Raw genomic sequence first — 17,935 nt, forward strand, 5'->3', positions numbered from 1 at the left:
CCGGTGATCACAGGCCGTGGCCGCGGGCGCCGTTCACCGACTGCGCGAGCTCGGCCTCGGTCTCCGCCGCGAACCCGCCGCGCGCCGCGGCGACCGCGGAATCGAATTCCTCCTCCACGAGATCGGCGTTGATCTGGGCACCGGCCGTCGCCCCGGCCGCGGCGGCCGCCCCGACCTGTGCGGACAGATCGGTGACATTGCCGGCGGCCCAGACCCCCGGTACCTCGGTGCGGCCGGTGGCGTCGCACGGGATGTACTGGCCGAATCCTGCCGGATGCTCGGTGGCCGTCAAGCCCAGCCCGGTCAGGAACCCGGCGCGGGCGACCATCCGCGAGCCCACGGCGACGGCCTCCCGGGCGACGACGGTGCCGTCGGCGAGCCGGACGCCGGTGATCCGGTCGTCGGTGATCTCGATTCCGGCCACCTCGCCCGGCACCACGCGGACGCCGCGCGCGGCGAGCCGTTCCGCGACCTCCGGTGTGGGATCGGGCTGATCGTGGGTGAAGTAGACGACGTCATCGCTGAGCTGGCGGAACAGCTGCACCTGGTGCAGGGAGATCGGCCCGCGGCTCAGCACGGCGATCGCCCGGTCGCGCACCTCCCAGCCGTGACAGTACGGGCAGTGCAGCACATCGCGGCCCCAGCGTTCCCGCAGGCCGGGAATCTCGGGCAGTTCGTCGGTCAGCCCCGTGGTCACCAGCAGCCGCCGTGCCCGCACCGCCCGGCCGTCGGCGAGCGTGATCGTGAAACGGTCACTGTCGCGGACCGCGCCGGTGATCTCCCCGGACACCACCCGGCCGCCGTAGCGGCGGACCTCGGCGCGGCCGGTCTCGAGTAGTTCCGCCGGGGGCGTACCGTCGCGCGCCAGCAGTCCGTGCACGCCGTCGGCGGGGGCGTTGCGCGGTTGTCCCGCGTCGATCACCACCACGCTGCGCCGCGACCGGGCCAGCATGAGCGCCCCGTTCAGACCGGCCGCCCCGCCGCCGGCCACCACCACGTCGTAGTCGTTGTCCAATTCTTCGGTCACCGTGACCACCTCCTCGGCGCCGACTATCCGCACCCTCGAACCAATTGGCAAACATATTTGCTGCAATGACAAATCCGCGGAGTCGGTGGGACTGCGGCATCCCCCGGGAAATCGCGCCCGAACTGTGGGTTTGCCGCGCGCTCACCTGCCGGACACCTGGTCCTGCGAGGCTGGCGAGCGTGCAGGACCTGGCGACGAACGCTGATATGTGGGAGATCCGGTTCGCCCGCTGGTGCGGCGCGGTGGTCGCGCGCCTGCCGTGGGGTCTGGACCACCTCGTCGCTCCCACCTTCCTCGGTTTCGCGCTGATCAACAGCTTCACCTTCGGGGTCGACCTACTGATCCTCACCGGGATGCGCAGCGGACTCGGGTTGCCGGGATGGTTGTCGGTATCGGTCGGCTACGTCTGTGCCTTCACGCTGGCGTTCTATCTCAACCGCCGGCTGAACTTCCGCTCCCACGCTCCTGCGGGAGGCCAGGCGGCGGTCTACACGGTCGTCGTGCTGATCAACTACCTCGCGTTCATCCTGGGCGTCGGCGCCGGACTGGCCGCGCTCGGTGTGCAGTACCACCTGTCGCGGATGCTGGCCGGGGTGTGCGAGGCGGTGTACATGTACTCGGCCATGCGCTGGGTGGTCTTCCGGCGCCGCTGACCGCCGATCAGCCCGTGTACACCCGGGTTCCGTCTCCGTCGCGGACCACGACATCGGCATCGGTGAGCGCCCAGTGCGGGGTACCCGCCGCCCGGAGGCGGTCGGCGAGGGCGTTACCCGTCCGCTCGGGGTCGGTGGGTGAGTCCAGATGCGGCACGATCGGACGATCGACCACCCCCAGACCCGTCCAGATCGGTTCGATACCGCAGGCCGGCCGTACCTCGGCGGGGTCGTCGGCGGTCTCCAGACCGTGCAGGTCCGGGCTCAGTACACAGGCGCCCGCGCTGTAACCCGCGTAGACGACCGAATCCGACGCCAGCAGTTCCGGGATCACCCGGTCCGCGCCGCTCCGTGCGAACTGGGCACGCAGGACGAAGGTGTTGCCCCCGCGGACCCAGAGGACGGGGAACCGGGCCAGCCGCCGCCCCAATTCCTCCGGACGCCCGGCATATTCGCGGAGATCCACCTCCTCGGGCCGGAACCCGAGTGCCCGCAGCGGTGTCAGTTCGCTGGTCACTGCGGCGGCACGGCCCCGCGGCCAGGAGTCGAAGGCATTGGCGATCACCGCGATCGGGCCCGGTGCGCCGACCATCGAAGCGAAGACGTCGTAGTGAGCGCCGAATCGGTAGCTCGCCAGGAACAGCCGCATCTCAGATGGTGAACGCCAGATTCCGGACCACCTGCCGGCCCAGATCCGCGTCCCCGTGGAAGGTGATCCGGCCCAGTGCCGAGTCGGCGTCCACCCGGCCGCCGCCGAGCCGCACCAGCAGGCCGGAGTCCAGTTCCAGTGTGACGGTGGGTTCGGTGGCGGGCGCGTCCACATAGCGGGCCCGGTCACCGACCTCTATATGCAGGGTCCGCGCGAGCGGACCCGTGAGTGCCAGGGTGATCAGCGAACCGGCCGGTGCCTTACCGCGTTTCGCGACCACCCGGGGCAGCGACGGCGCGAACTCGGCGAAGGCGAGTTCGCCGCGCGAACCTCCCTCGTCGACCCGTTTCCCGAGCGCGTCGGCGATATCGAGTTCGTGCATCCAGCAGTCGAACAACCGCACCCGCATGAACCGCGCGTAGGGCACCTCGCCGATGGGGGACGGTGACGGTGCCGACCACGCCGCATCGTCCATGGCGGCGAGCGCGGCCCGGCGGCGGCCGATCACTTCGCGATACAGGTCGAGCAGTTCGGTGCCCGCGCGCGGCCGCAGCCGCTGCACCCAGATCTCGTTGAGGGCGCCGATCTCGTTGCGCACGTGCGGCAGAGTCTTCACATCGACATCGGGCGCCTGCGGATCACGCGCTGGGGGCCTGTCCCCGAGCAGCAGCGATTCGGTGCCGATCACATGGCTCAGCACATCGAACACGGTCCACCCCGGCAGCGGTGAAGGTGTCCGCCACTGCTCCTCGCCGAGACCGGCGACCAGTTCGGCGAGGGCGTCGAACTGGTCCGACAATCGCGCGGTGAGTTCGGGACGGTCGAGGGTGTCGGTCATTCGGTCCTCCTTGGAAGCCGGTACCCGCGTACCGCGGAAGCCGGGGCGCAGGCGGGTACATGAGATCCGCGCAAGCCGCGGCGAAGGCGGAGATTTCGCATCGGCAGTGCCTTCCGTGGGTTGATCGGAATTCGTCCGGGCCCGGGGCTCAGGCCGGTTCGCCGTCGGCGCCGGGCCGCCCGTCGAGGGCGGCCAGGTCCGCGCGGAGCGTGGCGGCGACGCGGTCCGGCTCGTGTGCGCGGCGCAGCACGAGTCCGGTCGCGAACCGGAACTTGTCGCCGTGACTGCGCGGGATCACGTGCAGATGGACGTGCGCGACCGTCTGGAACGCGGCCTTGCCATCGTTGATCAGCAGATTCGCGCCGTCGGCGGCGAACCCGGGCCCCTGTACCGCCCGGGCGAGGCGATGGCCGACCCGGAACAGGTCCACTCCGGTCTCGGCATCGAGTTCGGACAGATCGGTGGCATGCCGCTTCGGGATCACCAGCGTGTGCCCGCGGGTGATCGGCCGGATATCCAGGAACGCGGTCACCGTATCGTCCTCGTACACCCGATGGGCCGGTGCGGTACCGGCCACGATCCCGCAGAAAACGCAGTCGCTCACACGGCGCACTCTACGGCGTAAGGGTGCGGCAGGTCCCGGAGTGGGCGTCGACTTGGCAAACTTTTCAAACTCCTGGGCATGCTTCGGCGGATATATCCCGCTATCAGGCTTTACCGATGCGAAGACATCCGGCTGTCGACTCGGAATGTGACGGGCATCTCAGCTAATCTCACTGCGGCCGATGTACGGTTGCCAGGATTTCGGGCGGTGGTGTCCCAGGACACCTCCGCCCGGCGCCGTTGATCGGCGGCCGAAACACCAGGAGAGGGAAGCAGACAAGTGGAGACAACGCAGGCCGTGAGCGATTCGTCGCCGCGCGGGGCGCGTGTCGGTGTCGTTCGCGAATCCGCCGCGGGCGAGCGGCGGGTCGCCTTGGTTCCGAAGATCATTCCCACGCTGGTGAAGCAGGGCGTGGAGGTCGTGGTCGAGGCCGGAGCCGGAGCGGGCGCGCTCATTCCCGATACCGCCTACGAGGAAGCCGGTGCGAAGATCGGCGACCCCTGGTCGGCCGATGTGGTCGTCAAGGTGGCCCCGCCCAACGATGCCGAGGTGGGCAAACTGTCCACGGGGCAGACTCTCATCGGATTCCTCGCCCCGCGCAACGCCGACAACCAGATCGCCGCGCTGAAGAAGGCCGGGGTGCAGGCGTTCGCGGTGGAGGCCATCCCGCGGATCTCGCGCGCCCAGGTGATGGACGCGCTCTCCTCACAGGCCAATGTCGCCGGGTACAAGGCGGTACTGCTGGCGGCGTCGGAATCGACCCGCTTCTTCCCGATGCTCACCACCGCCGCCGGCACCGTGAAACCGGCGACCGTGCTGGTGCTCGGCGTCGGCGTGGCCGGTCTGCAGGCGCTGGCCACCGCGAAACGCCTGGGCGGCCGGACCACCGGCTACGACGTGCGCCCCGAGGTCGCCGACCAGGTGCGTTCGGTGGGCGCCCAGTGGCTCGATCTCGGTATCGACGCCGCCGGTGAGGGCGGCTACGCCCGCGAACTCACCGACGAGGAGAAGGACAAACAGCAGCAGGCGCTCGAGGACGCGATCAAGGGTTTCGACGTGGTGATCACCACCGCGCTCGTACCCGGTCGTCCGGCGCCGCGGCTGGTGACCGCGGGCGCGGTCGCCGGGATGAAGCCGGGCAGCGTCATCGTGGATCTCGCCGGGGAGACCGGCGGCAACTGCGAACTCACCGAACCCGGCGAGACCGTGGTGAAGCACGATGTGACGATCTGCTCGCCGCTGAACCTGCCTGCCACGATGCCCGAGCACGCCAGCGAGCTGTACTCGAAGAATGTCGCCGCGCTGCTGGAACTGATGCTCGCCGAGGGCGAACTGAAACCCGATTTCTCCGATCAGGTACTGGCCGATTCCTGCGTCACCCGTGACGCCGAACCGACAACGAAGGCCGAATGATGTACACCGAACTGCTGGCGAATATCGCGATTCTGGTGCTGTCCGGTTTCGTGGGTTTCGCGGTGATCTCCAAGGTCCCCAACACCCTGCACACGCCGCTGATGTCGGGTACCAACGCCATTCACGGCATCGTGGTGCTGGGCGCGCTGGTCACGCTCGGGCGGATGGAGGACCCGTCCCTCGGGGTGCAGGTCATCCTGTTCGTGGCCGTGGTGTTCGGAACGCTCAATGTGATCGGCGGTTTCGTGGTCACCGACCGGATGCTGGGCATGTTCAAAGGCAAGAAGCCCGCCGCGGGTGCCGAGAAGGCAGGTAAGTGACCCATGGACAATCTGGTCGATATCCTCTACATCCTGTCCTTCGCCCTGTTCATCTACGGTCTGATGGGGCTGACCGGCCCGAAGACCGCGGTCCGCGGCAACTGGATCGCGGCGGCCGGTATGGCGATCGCGGTGATCGCCACCCTGATCGCCGTCCGTGACACCACCAACTGGATCCTGATCGTCGCGGGCCTCGTCGTGGGTGTGGTGCTGGGCGTGCCGCCCGCGCGCTACACCAAGATGACCGCGATGCCCCAGCTGGTGGCGGCGTTCAACGGCGTCGGCGGCGGAACGGTCGCCCTCATCGCCTGGGCCGAATTCATCGACACCACCGGCTTCTCGGTCTTCCACCACGGCGAAGAACCGACGGTGCACATCATCGTGGGCTCGCTGTTCGCCGCGGTCATCGGCTCGATCTCGTTCTGGGGTTCGCTGATCGCGTTCGGGAAGCTGCAGGAGATCCTGCCCGGCCGCCCGATCGGTCTCGGCAAACTGCAGCAGGTGGTGAATCTGCTGCTGCTGGTGCTAGCGGTCGCGGCGGCGGTCGTCATCGGGCTCGGTGCGTCCGATGGGGGCGTCTCGCAGTGGTGGATGGTCGGGCTGCTGCTGGCCGCCGGGGTGCTGGGCCTGATGGTGGTGCTGCCGATCGGCGGCGCCGATATGCCCGTGGTGATCTCGCTGCTCAACGCGCTCACCGGCCTGTCCGCGGCGGCGGCCGGTCTGGCGCTGAACAACACCGCGATGATCGTGGCCGGCATGATCGTCGGCGCGTCCGGCACCATTCTGACCAATCTGATGGCCAAGGCGATGAACCGGTCCATCCCGGCCATCGTGGCGGGCGGTTTCGGTGGCGGCGGCGCGGTCGCCGCCGCCGGTGGCGGCGAGCAGAAACAGGCCAAGGCCACCTCGGCGGCCGACGCGGCGATCCAGATGGCCTATGCCAACCAGGTGATCGTGGTGCCCGGCTACGGTATGGCCGTCGCGCAGGCCCAGCACGCGGTCAAGGAGATGGCGGGACTGCTCGAAGCCAAGGGCGTCGAGGTCAAATACGCCATCCATCCGGTCGCGGGCCGGATGCCCGGGCATATGAACGTGCTGCTGGCCGAGGCCGAGGTGTCCTACGACGCCATGAAGGAAATGGACGATATCAACGGCGAATTCGGCCGCACCGATGTCGCTCTGGTCATCGGCGCCAACGATGTCACCAACCCGGCCGCCCGTGAGGATTCGGCCAGCCCGATCTACGGTATGCCGGTCCTCAATGTCGACCAGGCCAAATCGGTGATCGTGCTGAAGCGCTCGATGAACAGCGGTTTCGCCGGTATCGACAACCCGTTGTTCTACTCCGACCACACCTCGATGCTCTTCGGGGATGCGAAGAAGTCGGTCGGCGCGGTCACCGAGGAGCTGAAGGCCCTGTAGCCGCACAGCAGTCACCACGGCCCCGGGCAGGTTCACCACCGCGCCCGGGGCCGTGGTGCTGTTGTACGGTCGGCTGATGGCGAGTCCCGGAGCGAAACTGCTGCAGTCCCGTTGGTTCGTCCGATCGCCGATCTGGTTGTTCCGGGCCCGGCTGGGTTTCCTGTTCGGTGGCCGGCTCCTGTTGCTGGAACATATCGGCCGCAAGTCCGGTGCCACCCGCTATGTGGCGCTGGAGACGGTGGACCGCCCGGACGCCGATACCGTGGTGATCGCTTCGGGATTCGGCGAGACCGCGCAGTGGTACCGGAACCTGCTGGCCGAACCGCGGTGCCGGGTGAGTATCGGTGGTCGGTACCGGGCACCCGCGGTGGCGCGCACCGTGGACCGGGAAGCGGCGGCCGCGGTACTGGAGGGTTATCGGATCAGGCATCCGAAGGCCTACCGGAAGCTGGGCGAAATCATCGAAGAAGCCACCGGCCGCGATATCGATACCGTGCCGCTGGTCGAGTTGTCGCTGCGCTCCTGAGTGCTCCGGCGCGGGCGCGGAGCACGGTTCACCGGCCGGTTTCGCGGAAAACGGGTGGACGCCGTCGTGACGGTGGGCAGATCATGGTCGGCGATGCCAGAACGCAACGAACCCCTGCGCTTGATCGAGTTCGACAGCACCGCCGCCGAACCCGCCGACGCCCTCCCGTGGTCGGCCGTCCTCGATTCCTATTCCACCCCGCGTGACCTGCTGGACATGCTGGCGCTCAGCCTCTTCGGCCGGGGCGTGCAGCCCTTCTACCGGAAGAGTCAGCTGGAGCGGGTGCGGGCCGACGCGCCCTTGCGCCCGCCGGGTTCGGTGATCGCGCGACAGGTGGTCGAAGCCGACGCGCTGTCCATCCTGGTGCTCGGGGACGGCTGGGCATTGCGCGCCGATCGGTGGGCGGACAAATCGGCCACTGTGGAAGTGACCGCGATCAGCGACGAACTGGCCGAACGCATAGTCGCGGAAGCGACGCGCGGTGCCGAGGAGGCGGCCCCTGCCGACCTGGCCTCGGTGAAGATGGGGTTCTGGCACCAGAGCGACCGCGGGGCCACCCGGCGGGTTCTCACCGTCACCACGCCGGAGTGGCCGGAGATCCGCGGGAACTACAGCAGAAGCGTGGCCGATGCCCTGGACCGCCTGATGGCATTGCGTCCGGGCGATATTCGTGGCCGGCTGCTCCTGCTGCACGGTCCGCCCGGAACCGGCAAGACCACCGCGCTGCGGGCGCTGGCCAGATCATGGTCCGAGTGGTGCCAGGCCGATTGTGTACTCGATCCCGAGATGCTGTTCGCCAAGCCCGGCTATCTGATGCGCGCGGCGATGGGAGCCGAAGGCGAGGACGAACAGGCCGACCGCTGGCGGCTGCTGATTCTGGAGGACTGCGACGAGCTCATCCACGCGGAGGCGAAGAGCTCTTCGGGACAGGGGCTTTCCCGGTTGCTCAACCTCACCGACGGGATGCTGGGGCAGAGTCGCGATGTGCTGGTGGCGATCAGCACCAACGAGGATCTGTCGCGACTGCACCCCGCGGTCACCCGGCCCGGGCGCTGTCTGGCCCAGTTGGAGATCGGGAAGCTGTCGGCCGCCGAAGCCCGGACCTGGTTGGGGGATCACCCCGCCGCCGGGTCCGCCACGGAGTCGACGCTCGCGGAGCTGGTCGCGCTCCGCGACGGCCGGGGGGATATCGCGGTCACCGCGGCTGCTCCCGATTCCGGCATGTACCTGTAGGCCCGCGACTGCGGAGTCGAGAGCGGGGACGAGCCGGGCCGTAGCCACCCTTCCCGCCACCGGGCGGCCCGGAGCCGTCGTGGGCCCGGCGCCGCGGCTATCGTTGGGCGAATGGATGCGTTGGCCGGGCTGCTGGAGGGTCCGCGGGCGCGGGGCGCGTTCCTGCTGCGTTCACTGCTGAGCCCGCCGTGGTCGCTACGCATCCAGGACGAATCGCCGTTGACGCTTGCCGCGGTGATCCGGGGGCATGCGTGGATTCTCACCGAGGACGGCGGCCGGTATCGGATGGGCGCCGGGGATGTGGCGGTGTTCCGGGGACCGCAGCCCTATACCGTCGCCGACGACCCCGCCACCGAGCCGCAGATCCTGATCAACCCGGGCCAGATCACCACCACGGTGGACGGTGAGGTGCTCTGCGAGACGATGAGCCTGGGTGTGCGGCAGTGGGGTAACGACCCCGCCGGGGAAACCGTGCTGGTCACGGGGTCCTACGAGCAGGCGGGTGCGGTGAGTCGGCGCCTGCTGCGCGCGCTGCCGCAGACCCTGGTGGTGCCGCGTGGACGTTCCGACGAGCGGGTGCTGAGCCTCCTGGTGGAGGAGACCGTGAAGGATCGGCCCGCGCAGAGCGCGGTGCTGGACCGGTTGCTGGACCTGCTGCTCATCGCGACCCTGCGCACCTGGTTCGCCGGGAACGAGGCACCGCCCTGGTATCACGCCTACAGCGATCCGCTGGTCGGTAAGGCGTTGCGGTTGCTGCAGCACAATCCCGCCCACGGCTGGACGGTGGCCGATCTGGCCCGGGAAGTGGGGTCCTCGCGGGCGGCCCTGGCCCGGCGGTTCACCGAACTCGTCGGCGAACCGCCGATGGCCTTCCTCACCGAGTGGCGGCTGGACCTGGCCGCCGATCTGTTGCAGGGCACCGACGAGACGGTGGAGACCGTCGCCCGCCGGGTCGGGTACGGCAGCGCCTTCGCGCTGAGTACCGCGTTCAAACGGCAGTTCGGGGTGAGCCCGCGTGATCACCGGCTCGGGGCCGCCGCGGTGCCCACGGCCGGCTGACCCCGGTATCGTCGGCCGGGTGACGCAGCAGTATCCGGTGCTCTGGCCGGTGCCCACCCGCTGGGCCGACAACGACCACTACGGGCACGTGAACAACGTGACCTACTACGCCTACTTCGATACCGCGGTCAATGCCTGGCTGATCGACGCGACGGGTACCGATATCCGGGAACTGCCCGCCATCGGGATCGTGGCGGAGACGTCGTGCCGCTTCCATGCCTCGCTGAGTTTCCCCGACCTCTTGCGAGTGGGCCTGCGGATCGCCCGCCTCGGCCGGTCCAGCATCACCTACGACCTCGCGATCTTCCGGGAGGCGGGCGACGATCTCGAGCTCGCCGCCACCGGGACTTTCGTCCACGTCTACGTGGACGAGAAGACGCGCAAACCGGTCGAGATCCCCGGGGTGATCCGCAAGGCCGCCGCGGGTCTGGTCACCGACGCCACCGAGCAGTAGCCGGAAACCGTCTCTCCGGAGGCCTCCCGGAGAGCACCCGGTTTCCGGGCGCCCGCGAATGACCCGCGGGCATTTCCGGTCGCCCTTCGTGATCTGCGCAGTGCGTTCCCCGGTGTTCCGTTAGCTCGTGCGGGGCACGGCGCACGGCCGCGGACAGTTCTTCGGCGGGACTGTCGAATTCGGCCATGAACAGGCGATAACCGTGTTACTGTCGTGCCGCGCCGCGCTGCGGAGTAGGTGCGTGAGCAGCGCGGCAGGGTGGTCGAGGTGTCTTCTCGATCGCACGGAAGGACAGGCCTGTGCAGGTAGTCGTCGGTGGTCGAGCGGCGTCGGTGAAATCCGGTGGCGGCGGGTCGCCGCAGCGGATCCGGCCGGTGCCCGGCGACGGCCGGCGGACCCGGCCGACCTCACTCACCCGGGCCGCGGCCGGTGTTCTCCGGCGCGCGAACGGGATCTCTTTCGGTATGCCCGTGGTCTCCGCCCGCGCGCGGGACGCGGCAGCCGACGGTGTAGTTCGATAGAACGGAATGGCAGATATGGCAGTGCAATTCGCTGTTTCCGGCGACTTCGGAGCCGATTCCACCCGCCCGGCCGCCCGCTGGGCGGACAGCCCCGGGCGCCGATCGATCCGGAACCGTGCCGCGGTCGTGGCGTCCACCGTCGCCGCCACGGTGGACTGCCTGGGCGGTTGGATCTTCGATCGAACCGCGGCGGGCTGCGAGACCGTCGTCCTCCTGCCGGATCCCGGTGAGACCCGAGCTCTGGACATTCTGGGCGCGAAAGCGATCGCACTCGCCGATGTGCCGGTCCGCGCCGGGTGGACCGCCGACCTCGACATACTCGCCGCCGCCGCGGATATCTACCTGGCCGACGCCCGGCTCCGCGACGAATTCCTGGCGCGGCGTGACCACCGGACCCGGCAGACCTACCTGTGGGGCCGGGGCCCCGCTGTCGAATACGGTGACGGGTTCGCGTTGGTGAACACCCATAAGGTCAGCCTGGCGGCACAGGCTTTCAAGCGAGCGGCACTGGACGCGGCCGGTGTCCCGGCCGGATCGCCGTCGGCCGCGGAGACACTCTGGGCGGACCCAGGTCGGCGGTAACGGGCGGCAATTCCGGTAGTAGCCGCGCGGAAAACGGCGGATAAACGGTTCATTGTTGCTCTCGACCCGTGTTGTCCCCGCCGCCGTAGTATCCGGCGACGGCGGAGAATGCCGCTTTGGGCTCCCATGCCATGTCCGGATAGGTCGTGCCTCGGCGGCCGTCGAGAACTTTGACGATGCCGAGACTGGCGAGGTCCAGATCGTCTCGCGGGTCGCCGTCGGGGCGGTGGGGATGGTTGTGGAGCGCGAACAGGAACACGAATGCGCTGTCGACACCTTCGCTGTCGAAGATCTCCAGCAGTTCGGTGAGGTACGCGGCCTGCCCGGCCTCGTCCCGGATGTAGTCCCCGGTCAACCGGATCGGATCACCGGTCGCAGGGTCGTATTCGACGATCTCGTTGCTGCGCGGCGCCACATCGGCGGCGCCGTGCCAGGTGGCCGTGCCGAAACCGGTGATCGCCAGCGGCTTGTCCTGTGCCGCCAGCCTGCGCACGCCCATACGGAACTGGTCGGCCACCTCGGCGGAGCGGATGAGCTCGATCGATATGATGTCGAACGGTGTCCAATCGATCCGCTCGAGCGGTATGGCGCAGTAGGTGAGTTTGCCGCGGAAGTACTCGCGGACCACGGTTACCGCCTTTTCGAGGAAGTCGTCGAGGCGAGTGATCAGCTCGGCGAGGCGCTCGCTGCGGCCATCGGGGTGTCCGAGCAGGAACTCGAGCCGCTCCCAGACGGTGTCGCCGGGCAAGAATTCCCGGTTCATCAAGCTCAGTTCCACGCCGGTGACGAACACGACCTCGGCTCCCGTCTGCCGCAGTCGCTCGGCCCGCCGCGCGCAGTCGGCGAACAGGGACAGGATCTCCGTGGTGGTCAGTTCCAGGGGGTAGGGCGAAAACCACACCTCGAGCCCCAGTTCTGCAGCGCACCGGGCCGCCAGTTCCAGCCGGTCGGCATCGCCGCCGACGATCTGAACAGCAGTGCAGTGCAGATCGTCTCGGATGATGGCCAGCTCACGCCGGACGACCTCGAGGTCGAATTCGTTCCGTGACGCCCGGCCGTTCCGGATGAAACCGGTGTCGTAGGTCATCCCCTTGCCTCGCATAGTGATCCCTTCTGTCGATCGGGTTTCGGTCGCCGTCAGCCTAGCCACAGAAAATGCGTGCACGCAATATTTCTTACACGCAGATTTCTGTGGCAGGATCGGATCGTGACCACGAGACCGGCTGGATTGCGCGAGCGCAAGAAACAGGCCACTCGCGAGGCGCTGCGGGATGCGGCGCTGCGCCTGGCTCTGGAGCGGGGGCCGGACAGCGTGCGGGTCGAAGACATCGCCGAGGCGGCCGGTGTCTCACCGCGTACCTACAACAACTATTTCTCCAGTCGTGAGCAGGCGATCGTCGCCGCCGTCACCGCCGAGCGGGAGGCGCGAGTCGCCTCGGCGATAGCGGCGCGGTCCTCAGCGGATCGCCTCGCCGACGCCGTCCTCGAGGCGATCCTGGCGCAATACACCGATCCGGGTGAACGTCATCGCGAGGCCCTGTTGTTGATCACCACGCACCCGGCGCTGCGCGAGGCGTTCCTCGGTGCCACCGACGCGATTTCGCAACCCCTCGCCGCTGCAATCGCCGAGCGTCTCGGTGCGGCAAGCGAATTCGCCGCCCCCGTGCTCGCGGCCAGTGCGGCCGCCGCCCTCCGCGTCGCACTGGAAAAATGGCTACAGCCGACGGCCGGTACACCGGCCACCGCGGGCTTCGTCGTCGTATCCGGCTCGCTGCCCGATCTGCTTCGCGCCGCGCTCGCCCCGCTCGTACCGGCCTTCGACGCGGCCGAGGAGGAAGCGTCGCAACGCCCCGGACCTCGGTGAGAGAGGCGTTCTGCCCGGATATCAGCAGCCTGGTGGAGCCGACGGCCGAGTCTCGCGCACCGCGAAAGGGCACTACCGGAACCCGGGCCGCGCCGGTCCGATCGGTTTACCGAGATGGCCGGGCGTGAGCAACTCCGCGACGTCGGTGGGGCGGGGCAATCGTGGTCGGCTACCGGGTTGTCCGCTCGACGCCGGGGCCGCCTGGTCCGCCGCCGCTCACGGAACCGTTCGGCTCGCCGATACCGGGGCCGAACAGCGAGAACAGCGAGAAGTCCAGTGCCGGTGCGCCCGTTTGCGCTCCCGGCGCCGGTCGCTGTGTCGCGAGTCGGGTGTTGTCGCTGGTCAACCGGTGCATCACCCGGTCCAGCGAGGACAGGATCGTGGGCACGTCGGCCGTCCCGTCGACCAGTCGGCCGACCATCGCGTAGCAGAGATTGACCATGACCAGTGCGATATCGGTGACGTAATCGCGGTCCAGCCCGGCCAGAAGGTGCGCGGCGGCGGGCAGGACGGCCTCGAACCCCTGGCGGTCCAGCCGGTGCCCGCCCGCGGTGGCGCGGGCGCGGAAGAAGGCCAGCGCCATGCGCGGGCTCTGCTCCCACGGCTGGAACACCTGCCGGATCAGGCGCATCAACCCGTCGGCCAGCGGCTCCTCCCGCGGATACAGCGCCAGTTCGTCGTAGGAGTGCGCGGCCATCCACGCCGCCACCGCGGCCACGATCAGCTCGTCGCGACTGCTGTAGAGGCCGTAGATCGTGGTGAGTGATACCCGGGCCCGTTTGGCGACCGTGCGTAGCTGCACCGCGTCGTAACCGTCGGCTTCGATGATCTCGACCACGGAATCGAGGATTCGCGCCGCCGTATCCACCTCACCGGGCCCATTCACCGAGTTATGGTAACCCGGCATTTCGGTACGTCCCGCGCGTGACCACCGCTTCCGGTGGCCGTATCGGCAGCGGCCGCCGCGACTCCGCCGGCCGGGCGTGGGGAGTGTGACTGCGGGAGGAGCGTCACCGCGGAGCCCGGTGCGCGGCGGGAGTCACCGCGAGGAGTCGGGGCTCTCCAGCGCGTGCTGGAATCGGCGCATACCGCGGATCCAGCGGTCGTAGTCCGACCCCTTGTGCTGGTACATCGTCAGCACTTCCGGGTGCGGCAGGATCAGGAACTGTCCGGCCGCCATTCCGGCCAGCACCGTATCGGCGACTTCCTCCGCAGTGAGCACCGCGCCCGCGGATTTCACGGCGTTGATGGCCAGCCGCCCGGCGGCCTCGTTGTCCGGCGGGATCATTCCCTCGCGCAGCAGCGCCGTATCCACGCCCATCGGGCATACACAGCTGACCCGGATACCTTTGTCGCCGTAAGTGATCGACAGCCACTCCGCGAAACCCACCGCGGCGTGCTTGGACACCGAGTACGGCGCGGAACCCAGCTGGGTGAGCAACCCGGCCGCCGACGCGGTGCTCACGAAGTAGCCCGTACCGCGCGCCAGCCAGCCGGGGACGAGCAGGCGGGCGGCGCGGATATGGGCCATGGTGTTGATCTCCAGGGCGGCCGCCCACTGCGCGTCGGTGCTGTCCAGTCCGGCGCCGCCGCCGATCCCGGCATTGGCGAAGTACAGGTCCACCGGGCCGAAGGCGGATTCCGCGGTATCGATCAGCCGCTGGATCACCGCGGGATCGGCGGCGTCCCCGCCGGCGGCGACGGCGCTTGCGCCGATCTCGCCGGCCACCTGCTCCGCGGTGGCCGGATCGAGGTCCGCCACGACGACCCGCGCCCCGTGGTCGGCCAGCCGTCGTGCCAGCGCCGCGCCGATACCGGATCCGCCGCCGGTGACGATGGCGGTCCGGCCCGAGAAAGTGTCCGCTACTGTGCCTGAGAGCTCCATGTCGGCACTCTAACGCTTACATGCGACATATGCCCTTATGTGTCGCTTAATCGGCGCCCGTCGGCGGGGCGCGCCTGCTCGGCGAGCCGGCGCAGCAGCGGGGCGGTGCGCGGCCCCACCGATTCCTGCATCACCAGGGCCATATTCGTGCGGACCACCCCGGGAATCTTCAGGATCTGCCCGGTGATGCGGTAGAGATCGTCGGCGTCGCGGGCGACCACCCGGACCGTGAGATCGGTGGGGCCGGTCATACCGCACACCTCGGTCACCTCCGCGATCTCGGCCAATTCGCCGACCACCGCTTCCAGCCGGTGCTGGTCCACGACCACCGCGACGAAAGCCGACAGCCGGTAGCCCAGCGCCCGCAACTCGACCCGGCGTTCGAAACTGCCCAGTACGCCGGTGGCTTCCCAGCGGGTGAGCCGCGCCTGCACGGTATTGCGGGACAGCCCGAGCCGGGCGGCCAGTTCCACACCGGTGGCCCGGGGGTTGGCGATCAGTTCCAGCAGCAGGCGCGCATCGGTGGCGTCGACCACCGCATCGGAAGGCTCCGGATTGGTCATGTAACGCAGTATGACAGGGGAAGCGGCGGCAAAACCGTGCAATCTGCTCAGTTGTCGGATCGAGACTTGCGCAGATCGCTTAAGCGTGGATGCTATGTGTTACAGGCCACATCGACGCGTGACCCGCGTGAGGAGGCGAGGCCGATGCCCGGCACAACCGAGTATCCGGTGCAGTTGATCCAGCCCGACGGCGCTCGGGTGCACCACCCCGAATATCAGGCCCTGGTCGCCGATATCGGGCCCGATGAACTGCGTCGACTCTACGAAGACCTGGTGGTCACCCGGCGGATCGATACCGAGGCCGTCGCACTGGCCCGGCAGGGGCAACTCGGCCTCTGGGCGCCGTGTCAGGGACAGGAGGCGGCCCAGGTGGGATCGGCGCACGCACTCCACCCCGACGACTATGTGTTCGGCAGCTACCGGGAGAGCGCTGTCGCCTATTGCCGCGGTGTGCGGCCGAGCGCCATCACCAGGATGTGGCGGGGTGTCTCGCATTCCGCCGGGGATCCGGCGGTGGCCAATATGGCCAACCCGGCGATCGTGGTCGGCGCCCAGGGGTTGCACGCCACCGGTTATGCCTATGCCGCCCACCTCGACGGCGCCGAGATCGCGACCGTCGCCTATTTCGGGGACGGCGCCACCAGCCAGGGCGATATCGCCGAAGCGCTGACCTTCGCCGCGAGCTGGAGCGCCCCGGTGGTGTTCTTCTGCCAGAACAATCACTGGGCGATCAGCGAGCCGGTGCAGTTGCAGAGCGCCACCCCGATCGCCCAGCGCGCGATCGGTTACGGGATCCCCGCGATCCGGGTGGACGGCAACGATGTGCTGGCCGTACTGGCTGTCACCAGGCAGGCGGTCGCGCGTGCCCGCAGCGGGGGTGGGCCCTCGTTCATCGAGGCCATCACCTACCGCATGGGTCCGCATACGACCGCCGACGATCCCACTCGCTACCGCGCCGCGGCCGAGACCGAGGAATGGGCGCGGCGGGACCCGATCCTGCGGATGCGGCGGCTACTGGAACGCGAGGGCCTGCTCGACGCCGAGACCCGGCGGCGAGTGGAGGACCGCGCCGACGAGGTCGCCCACCGGATGCGCACCGAGACCCTCACCATGGCCGACCCCGAACCCGGGGAACTCTTCGAGCACGTCTACGCGACCGCGCACCGGGGCCTCGACGAGCAGCGCCGGGACTATCTCGCGTACCTGGCCGACGACCCGGCCGGGGCGCTCGCCACCGTCGCGCCCACCCCGCGCGAGGAAGGAGTCCGCTCATGATCACCACCTTCGCCGCGGCGCTCAACGCCGGGCTGCGCAGTGCGCTCGACGAGGATCCGAAAGTGGTGCTGATGGGTGAGGACATCGGCCGGCTCGGCGGCGTCTTCCGGGTCACCGACGCGCTGCAGAAGGATTTCGGCGACCGCCGCGTGATCGATACTCCGCTGGCGGAGTCGGGGATCATCGGTACCGCGTTCGGGATGGCGCTGCGGGGTTACCGCCCGGTGTGCGAGATCCAGTTCGACGGGTTCGTGTATCCGGCGTTCGACCAGATCGTCTCCCAGGTCGCCAAGATCCACTACCGGACCCGTGGCGCGGTGCGGGCGCCGCTGACCATCCGCATCCCGTTCGGGGGCGGCATCGGCTCGGTCGAGCATCATTCCGAATCGCCGGAGGCGTATTTCGCGCACACCGCGGGGTTGCGAGTGGTGGCGCCGAGTAATCCGGCCGACGCCTTCACCATGATCCGGCAGGCCATCGCCCTGGACGACCCGGTGATCTTCTTCGAACCCAAGCGCCGGTACTGGGACAAGGCCGAGTTCGACCCGGCCGCCGAACCCGACCTGCCGTTGGACCGGGCCCGGGTGTGCGTGCGCGGGACCGATGCCACCGTGGTCGCCTATGGGGGCACGGTCGCCACCGCGCTGGCCGCCGCGAAGACGGGCGCCGAGGAAGGCATCTCGCTGGAGGTCGTGGATCTCCGGAGCCTGGCACCGCTGGACGTGGACACCGTCGCCGAATCGGTGGACCGGACGGGCCGGCTCATCGTGGTGCACGAGGCGTCGCGCACCGGCGGTATCGGCGCCGAGATCGCCGCCCGGATCACCGAGCGGTGCTTCTACCGGCTCGAGGCGCCGGTACTGCGGGTCGCCGGGTTCGATATCCCCTACCCTCCGGCTAAGCTCGAGAAGCATCATCTGCCCGACCCGGATCGGATCCTGGAGGCGGTCGATCGAACGCTTGCCGCCTGACGTGTGATCCCGCCCTGATGCCAGCCGGAGGTGCCCGAAACCGTGGACGACGACGCCCGCGCCGACGAAGGTCGTG

Annotated in this window: 20 protein-coding genes; 12 read left to right on the top strand and 8 right to left on the bottom strand. The window is 69.0% G+C overall.

What is annotated here, in order from left to right:
* Nucleotides 1–7 precede the first annotated feature (7 nt).
* Entirely contained in the window at nucleotides 8–1,027 is a 1,020-nt protein-coding gene (locus IG75_RS0120455; RefSeq protein WP_030522461.1) for an NAD(P)/FAD-dependent oxidoreductase, read from the bottom strand.
* 206 nt (nucleotides 1,028–1,233) lie between these two features.
* On the opposite strand from IG75_RS0120455, the gene IG75_RS0120460 reads away from it, so the two are divergent.
* A complete protein-coding gene (locus tag IG75_RS0120460) occupies nucleotides 1,234–1,680 on the top strand; it encodes a GtrA family protein (RefSeq protein WP_030522460.1) in 447 nt (148 codons plus the stop codon).
* Between the two features lie 7 nt (nucleotides 1,681–1,687).
* Here the strand turns inward: IG75_RS0120460 and IG75_RS0120465 are convergent, their stop codons facing one another.
* The 3 genes from IG75_RS0120465 to IG75_RS0120475 all read right to left on the bottom strand — a co-directional run bounded on the left by IG75_RS0120465 (nucleotide 1,688) and on the right by IG75_RS0120475 (nucleotide 3,771).
* Nucleotides 1,688–2,329, bottom strand: coding sequence for a Type 1 glutamine amidotransferase-like domain-containing protein (locus IG75_RS0120465; protein ID WP_030522459.1), 642 nt, complete (start codon nucleotides 2,327–2,329; stop codon nucleotides 1,688–1,690).
* A gap of 1 nt (nucleotide 2,330) precedes the next feature.
* Nucleotides 2,331–3,167 (bottom strand): maleylpyruvate isomerase family mycothiol-dependent enzyme, encoded by an 837-nt coding sequence (locus tag IG75_RS0120470; protein WP_030522458.1) that lies wholly within the window; start codon nucleotides 3,165–3,167, stop codon nucleotides 2,331–2,333.
* A 148-nt stretch (nucleotides 3,168–3,315) separates the two neighbouring features.
* Nucleotides 3,316–3,771 (bottom strand): HIT family protein, encoded by a 456-nt coding sequence (locus tag IG75_RS0120475; RefSeq protein WP_030522457.1) that lies wholly within the window; start codon nucleotides 3,769–3,771, stop codon nucleotides 3,316–3,318.
* Between the two features lie 279 nt (nucleotides 3,772–4,050).
* Here IG75_RS0120475 and IG75_RS0120480 point away from each other — a divergent pair, with 279 nt between their 5' ends.
* The 8 genes from IG75_RS0120480 (at nucleotide 4,051) to IG75_RS0120520 (ending at nucleotide 11,301) form a co-directional block, all read left to right on the top strand.
* On the top strand, nucleotides 4,051–5,184 hold the full coding sequence (locus tag IG75_RS0120480) for a Re/Si-specific NAD(P)(+) transhydrogenase subunit alpha (protein WP_030522456.1): 1,134 nt from the start codon (nucleotides 4,051–4,053) through the stop codon (nucleotides 5,182–5,184).
* Nucleotides 5,184–5,504: an NAD(P) transhydrogenase subunit alpha part 2 gene (locus IG75_RS0120485; RefSeq protein ID WP_030522455.1), complete on the top strand. Its 321-nt coding sequence runs from the start codon at nucleotides 5,184–5,186 to the stop codon at nucleotides 5,502–5,504. Before IG75_RS0120480 ends, IG75_RS0120485 begins: the two co-directional genes overlap by 1 nt.
* A 3-nt stretch (nucleotides 5,505–5,507) precedes the next feature.
* Nucleotides 5,508–6,926, top strand: a complete 1,419-nt coding sequence (locus IG75_RS0120490; protein ID WP_030522454.1) for an NAD(P)(+) transhydrogenase (Re/Si-specific) subunit beta — start codon at nucleotides 5,508–5,510, stop codon at nucleotides 6,924–6,926.
* A gap of 76 nt (nucleotides 6,927–7,002) precedes the next feature.
* Entirely contained in the window at nucleotides 7,003–7,452 is a 450-nt protein-coding gene (locus tag IG75_RS0120495) for a nitroreductase family deazaflavin-dependent oxidoreductase (protein ID WP_030522453.1), read from the top strand.
* Nucleotides 7,453–7,545: 93 nt separating this feature from the next.
* Entirely contained in the window at nucleotides 7,546–8,685 is a 1,140-nt protein-coding gene (locus tag IG75_RS0120500; RefSeq protein WP_030522452.1) for a DUF5925 domain-containing protein, read from the top strand.
* Between the two features lie 111 nt (nucleotides 8,686–8,796).
* Nucleotides 8,797–9,744: an AraC family transcriptional regulator gene (locus tag IG75_RS0120505; RefSeq protein ID WP_030522451.1), complete on the top strand. Its 948-nt coding sequence runs from the start codon at nucleotides 8,797–8,799 to the stop codon at nucleotides 9,742–9,744.
* Between the two features lie 19 nt (nucleotides 9,745–9,763).
* The gene (locus IG75_RS0120510; RefSeq protein WP_245713405.1) at nucleotides 9,764–10,198 is read left to right on the top strand and encodes an acyl-CoA thioesterase; all 435 of its coding nucleotides are present in this window, start codon (nucleotides 9,764–9,766) and stop codon (nucleotides 10,196–10,198) included.
* A 536-nt stretch (nucleotides 10,199–10,734) separates the two neighbouring features.
* A complete protein-coding gene (locus IG75_RS0120520; RefSeq protein WP_051714748.1) occupies nucleotides 10,735–11,301 on the top strand; it encodes a hypothetical protein in 567 nt (188 codons plus the stop codon).
* Nucleotides 11,302–11,350: 49 nt separating this feature from the next.
* On the opposite strand, the gene IG75_RS0120525 is transcribed toward IG75_RS0120520, so the two are convergent.
* Entirely contained in the window at nucleotides 11,351–12,388 is a 1,038-nt protein-coding gene (locus IG75_RS0120525) for a glycoside hydrolase family 113 protein (RefSeq protein WP_245713404.1), read from the bottom strand.
* A 120-nt stretch (nucleotides 12,389–12,508) separates the two neighbouring features.
* Here IG75_RS0120525 and IG75_RS0120530 point away from each other — a divergent pair, with 120 nt between their 5' ends.
* Nucleotides 12,509–13,165 carry a TetR/AcrR family transcriptional regulator gene (locus tag IG75_RS0120530; protein WP_030522446.1) on the top strand — a complete coding sequence of 219 codons (657 nt, stop codon included), beginning with the start codon at nucleotides 12,509–12,511 and terminating at the stop codon, nucleotides 13,163–13,165.
* 169 nt (nucleotides 13,166–13,334) lie between these two features.
* On the opposite strand, the gene IG75_RS0120535 is transcribed toward IG75_RS0120530, so the two are convergent.
* From IG75_RS0120535 to IG75_RS0120545, 3 genes are all read right to left on the bottom strand, one after another.
* Nucleotides 13,335–14,051, bottom strand: coding sequence for a TetR/AcrR family transcriptional regulator (locus IG75_RS0120535; RefSeq protein WP_081877002.1), 717 nt, complete (start codon nucleotides 14,049–14,051; stop codon nucleotides 13,335–13,337).
* Between the two features lie 153 nt (nucleotides 14,052–14,204).
* Nucleotides 14,205–15,050, bottom strand: a complete 846-nt coding sequence (locus IG75_RS0120540; protein ID WP_030522444.1) for an SDR family oxidoreductase — start codon at nucleotides 15,048–15,050, stop codon at nucleotides 14,205–14,207.
* A 35-nt stretch (nucleotides 15,051–15,085) separates the two neighbouring features.
* Complete coding sequence (locus IG75_RS0120545; protein WP_051714749.1) at nucleotides 15,086–15,613, bottom strand: Lrp/AsnC family transcriptional regulator; 528 nt, start codon at nucleotides 15,611–15,613, stop codon at nucleotides 15,086–15,088.
* Nucleotides 15,614–15,757: 144 nt separating this feature from the next.
* Here IG75_RS0120545 and pdhA point away from each other — a divergent pair, with 144 nt between their 5' ends.
* A complete protein-coding gene (gene pdhA, locus IG75_RS0120550; protein ID WP_051714750.1) occupies nucleotides 15,758–16,888 on the top strand; it encodes a pyruvate dehydrogenase (acetyl-transferring) E1 component subunit alpha in 1,131 nt (376 codons plus the stop codon).
* A complete protein-coding gene (locus IG75_RS0120555; protein WP_030522441.1) occupies nucleotides 16,885–17,859 on the top strand; it encodes an alpha-ketoacid dehydrogenase subunit beta in 975 nt (324 codons plus the stop codon). Before pdhA ends, IG75_RS0120555 begins: the two co-directional genes overlap by 4 nt.
* Nucleotides 17,860–17,935: the final 76 nt, after the last annotated feature.

The sequence above is a fragment of the Nocardia rhamnosiphila NBRC 108938 genome, assembly GCF_000720425.1.
Taxonomy (GTDB): Bacteria; Actinomycetota; Actinomycetes; order Mycobacteriales; family Mycobacteriaceae; genus Nocardia; species Nocardia rhamnosiphila.

Bases quoted from the DNA above. Each gene is read 5' to 3' on its own strand.
- IG75_RS0120460 (WP_030522460.1), top strand. From the start codon at position 1,234: ATGTGGGAGATCCGGTTCGCCCGCTGGTGCGGCGCGGTGGTCGCGCGC.
- IG75_RS0120490 (WP_030522454.1), top strand. From the start codon at position 5,508: ATGGACAATCTGGTCGATATCCTCTACATCCTGTCCTTCGCCCTGTTC.
- IG75_RS0120495 (WP_030522453.1), top strand. From the start codon at position 7,003: ATGGCGAGTCCCGGAGCGAAACTGCTGCAGTCCCGTTGGTTCGTCCGA.
- IG75_RS0120545 (WP_051714749.1), bottom strand. From the start codon at position 15,613: ATGACCAATCCGGAGCCTTCCGATGCGGTGGTCGACGCCACCGATGCG.
- IG75_RS0120540 (WP_030522444.1), bottom strand. From the start codon at position 15,050: ATGGAGCTCTCAGGCACAGTAGCGGACACTTTCTCGGGCCGGACCGCC.
- IG75_RS0120505 (WP_030522451.1), top strand. From the start codon at position 8,797: ATGGATGCGTTGGCCGGGCTGCTGGAGGGTCCGCGGGCGCGGGGCGCG.
- IG75_RS0120500 (WP_030522452.1), top strand. From the start codon at position 7,546: ATGCCAGAACGCAACGAACCCCTGCGCTTGATCGAGTTCGACAGCACC.
- IG75_RS0120485 (WP_030522455.1), top strand. From the start codon at position 5,184: ATGTACACCGAACTGCTGGCGAATATCGCGATTCTGGTGCTGTCCGGT.
- pdhA (WP_051714750.1), top strand. From the start codon at position 15,758: ATGCCCGGCACAACCGAGTATCCGGTGCAGTTGATCCAGCCCGACGGC.
- IG75_RS0120555 (WP_030522441.1), top strand. From the start codon at position 16,885: ATGATCACCACCTTCGCCGCGGCGCTCAACGCCGGGCTGCGCAGTGCG.
- IG75_RS0120465 (WP_030522459.1), bottom strand. From the start codon at position 2,329: ATGCGGCTGTTCCTGGCGAGCTACCGATTCGGCGCTCACTACGACGTC.
- IG75_RS0120525 (WP_245713404.1), bottom strand. From the start codon at position 12,388: ATGACCTACGACACCGGTTTCATCCGGAACGGCCGGGCGTCACGGAAC.
- IG75_RS0120470 (WP_030522458.1), bottom strand. From the start codon at position 3,167: ATGACCGACACCCTCGACCGTCCCGAACTCACCGCGCGATTGTCGGAC.
- IG75_RS0120520 (WP_051714748.1), top strand. From the start codon at position 10,735: ATGGCAGTGCAATTCGCTGTTTCCGGCGACTTCGGAGCCGATTCCACC.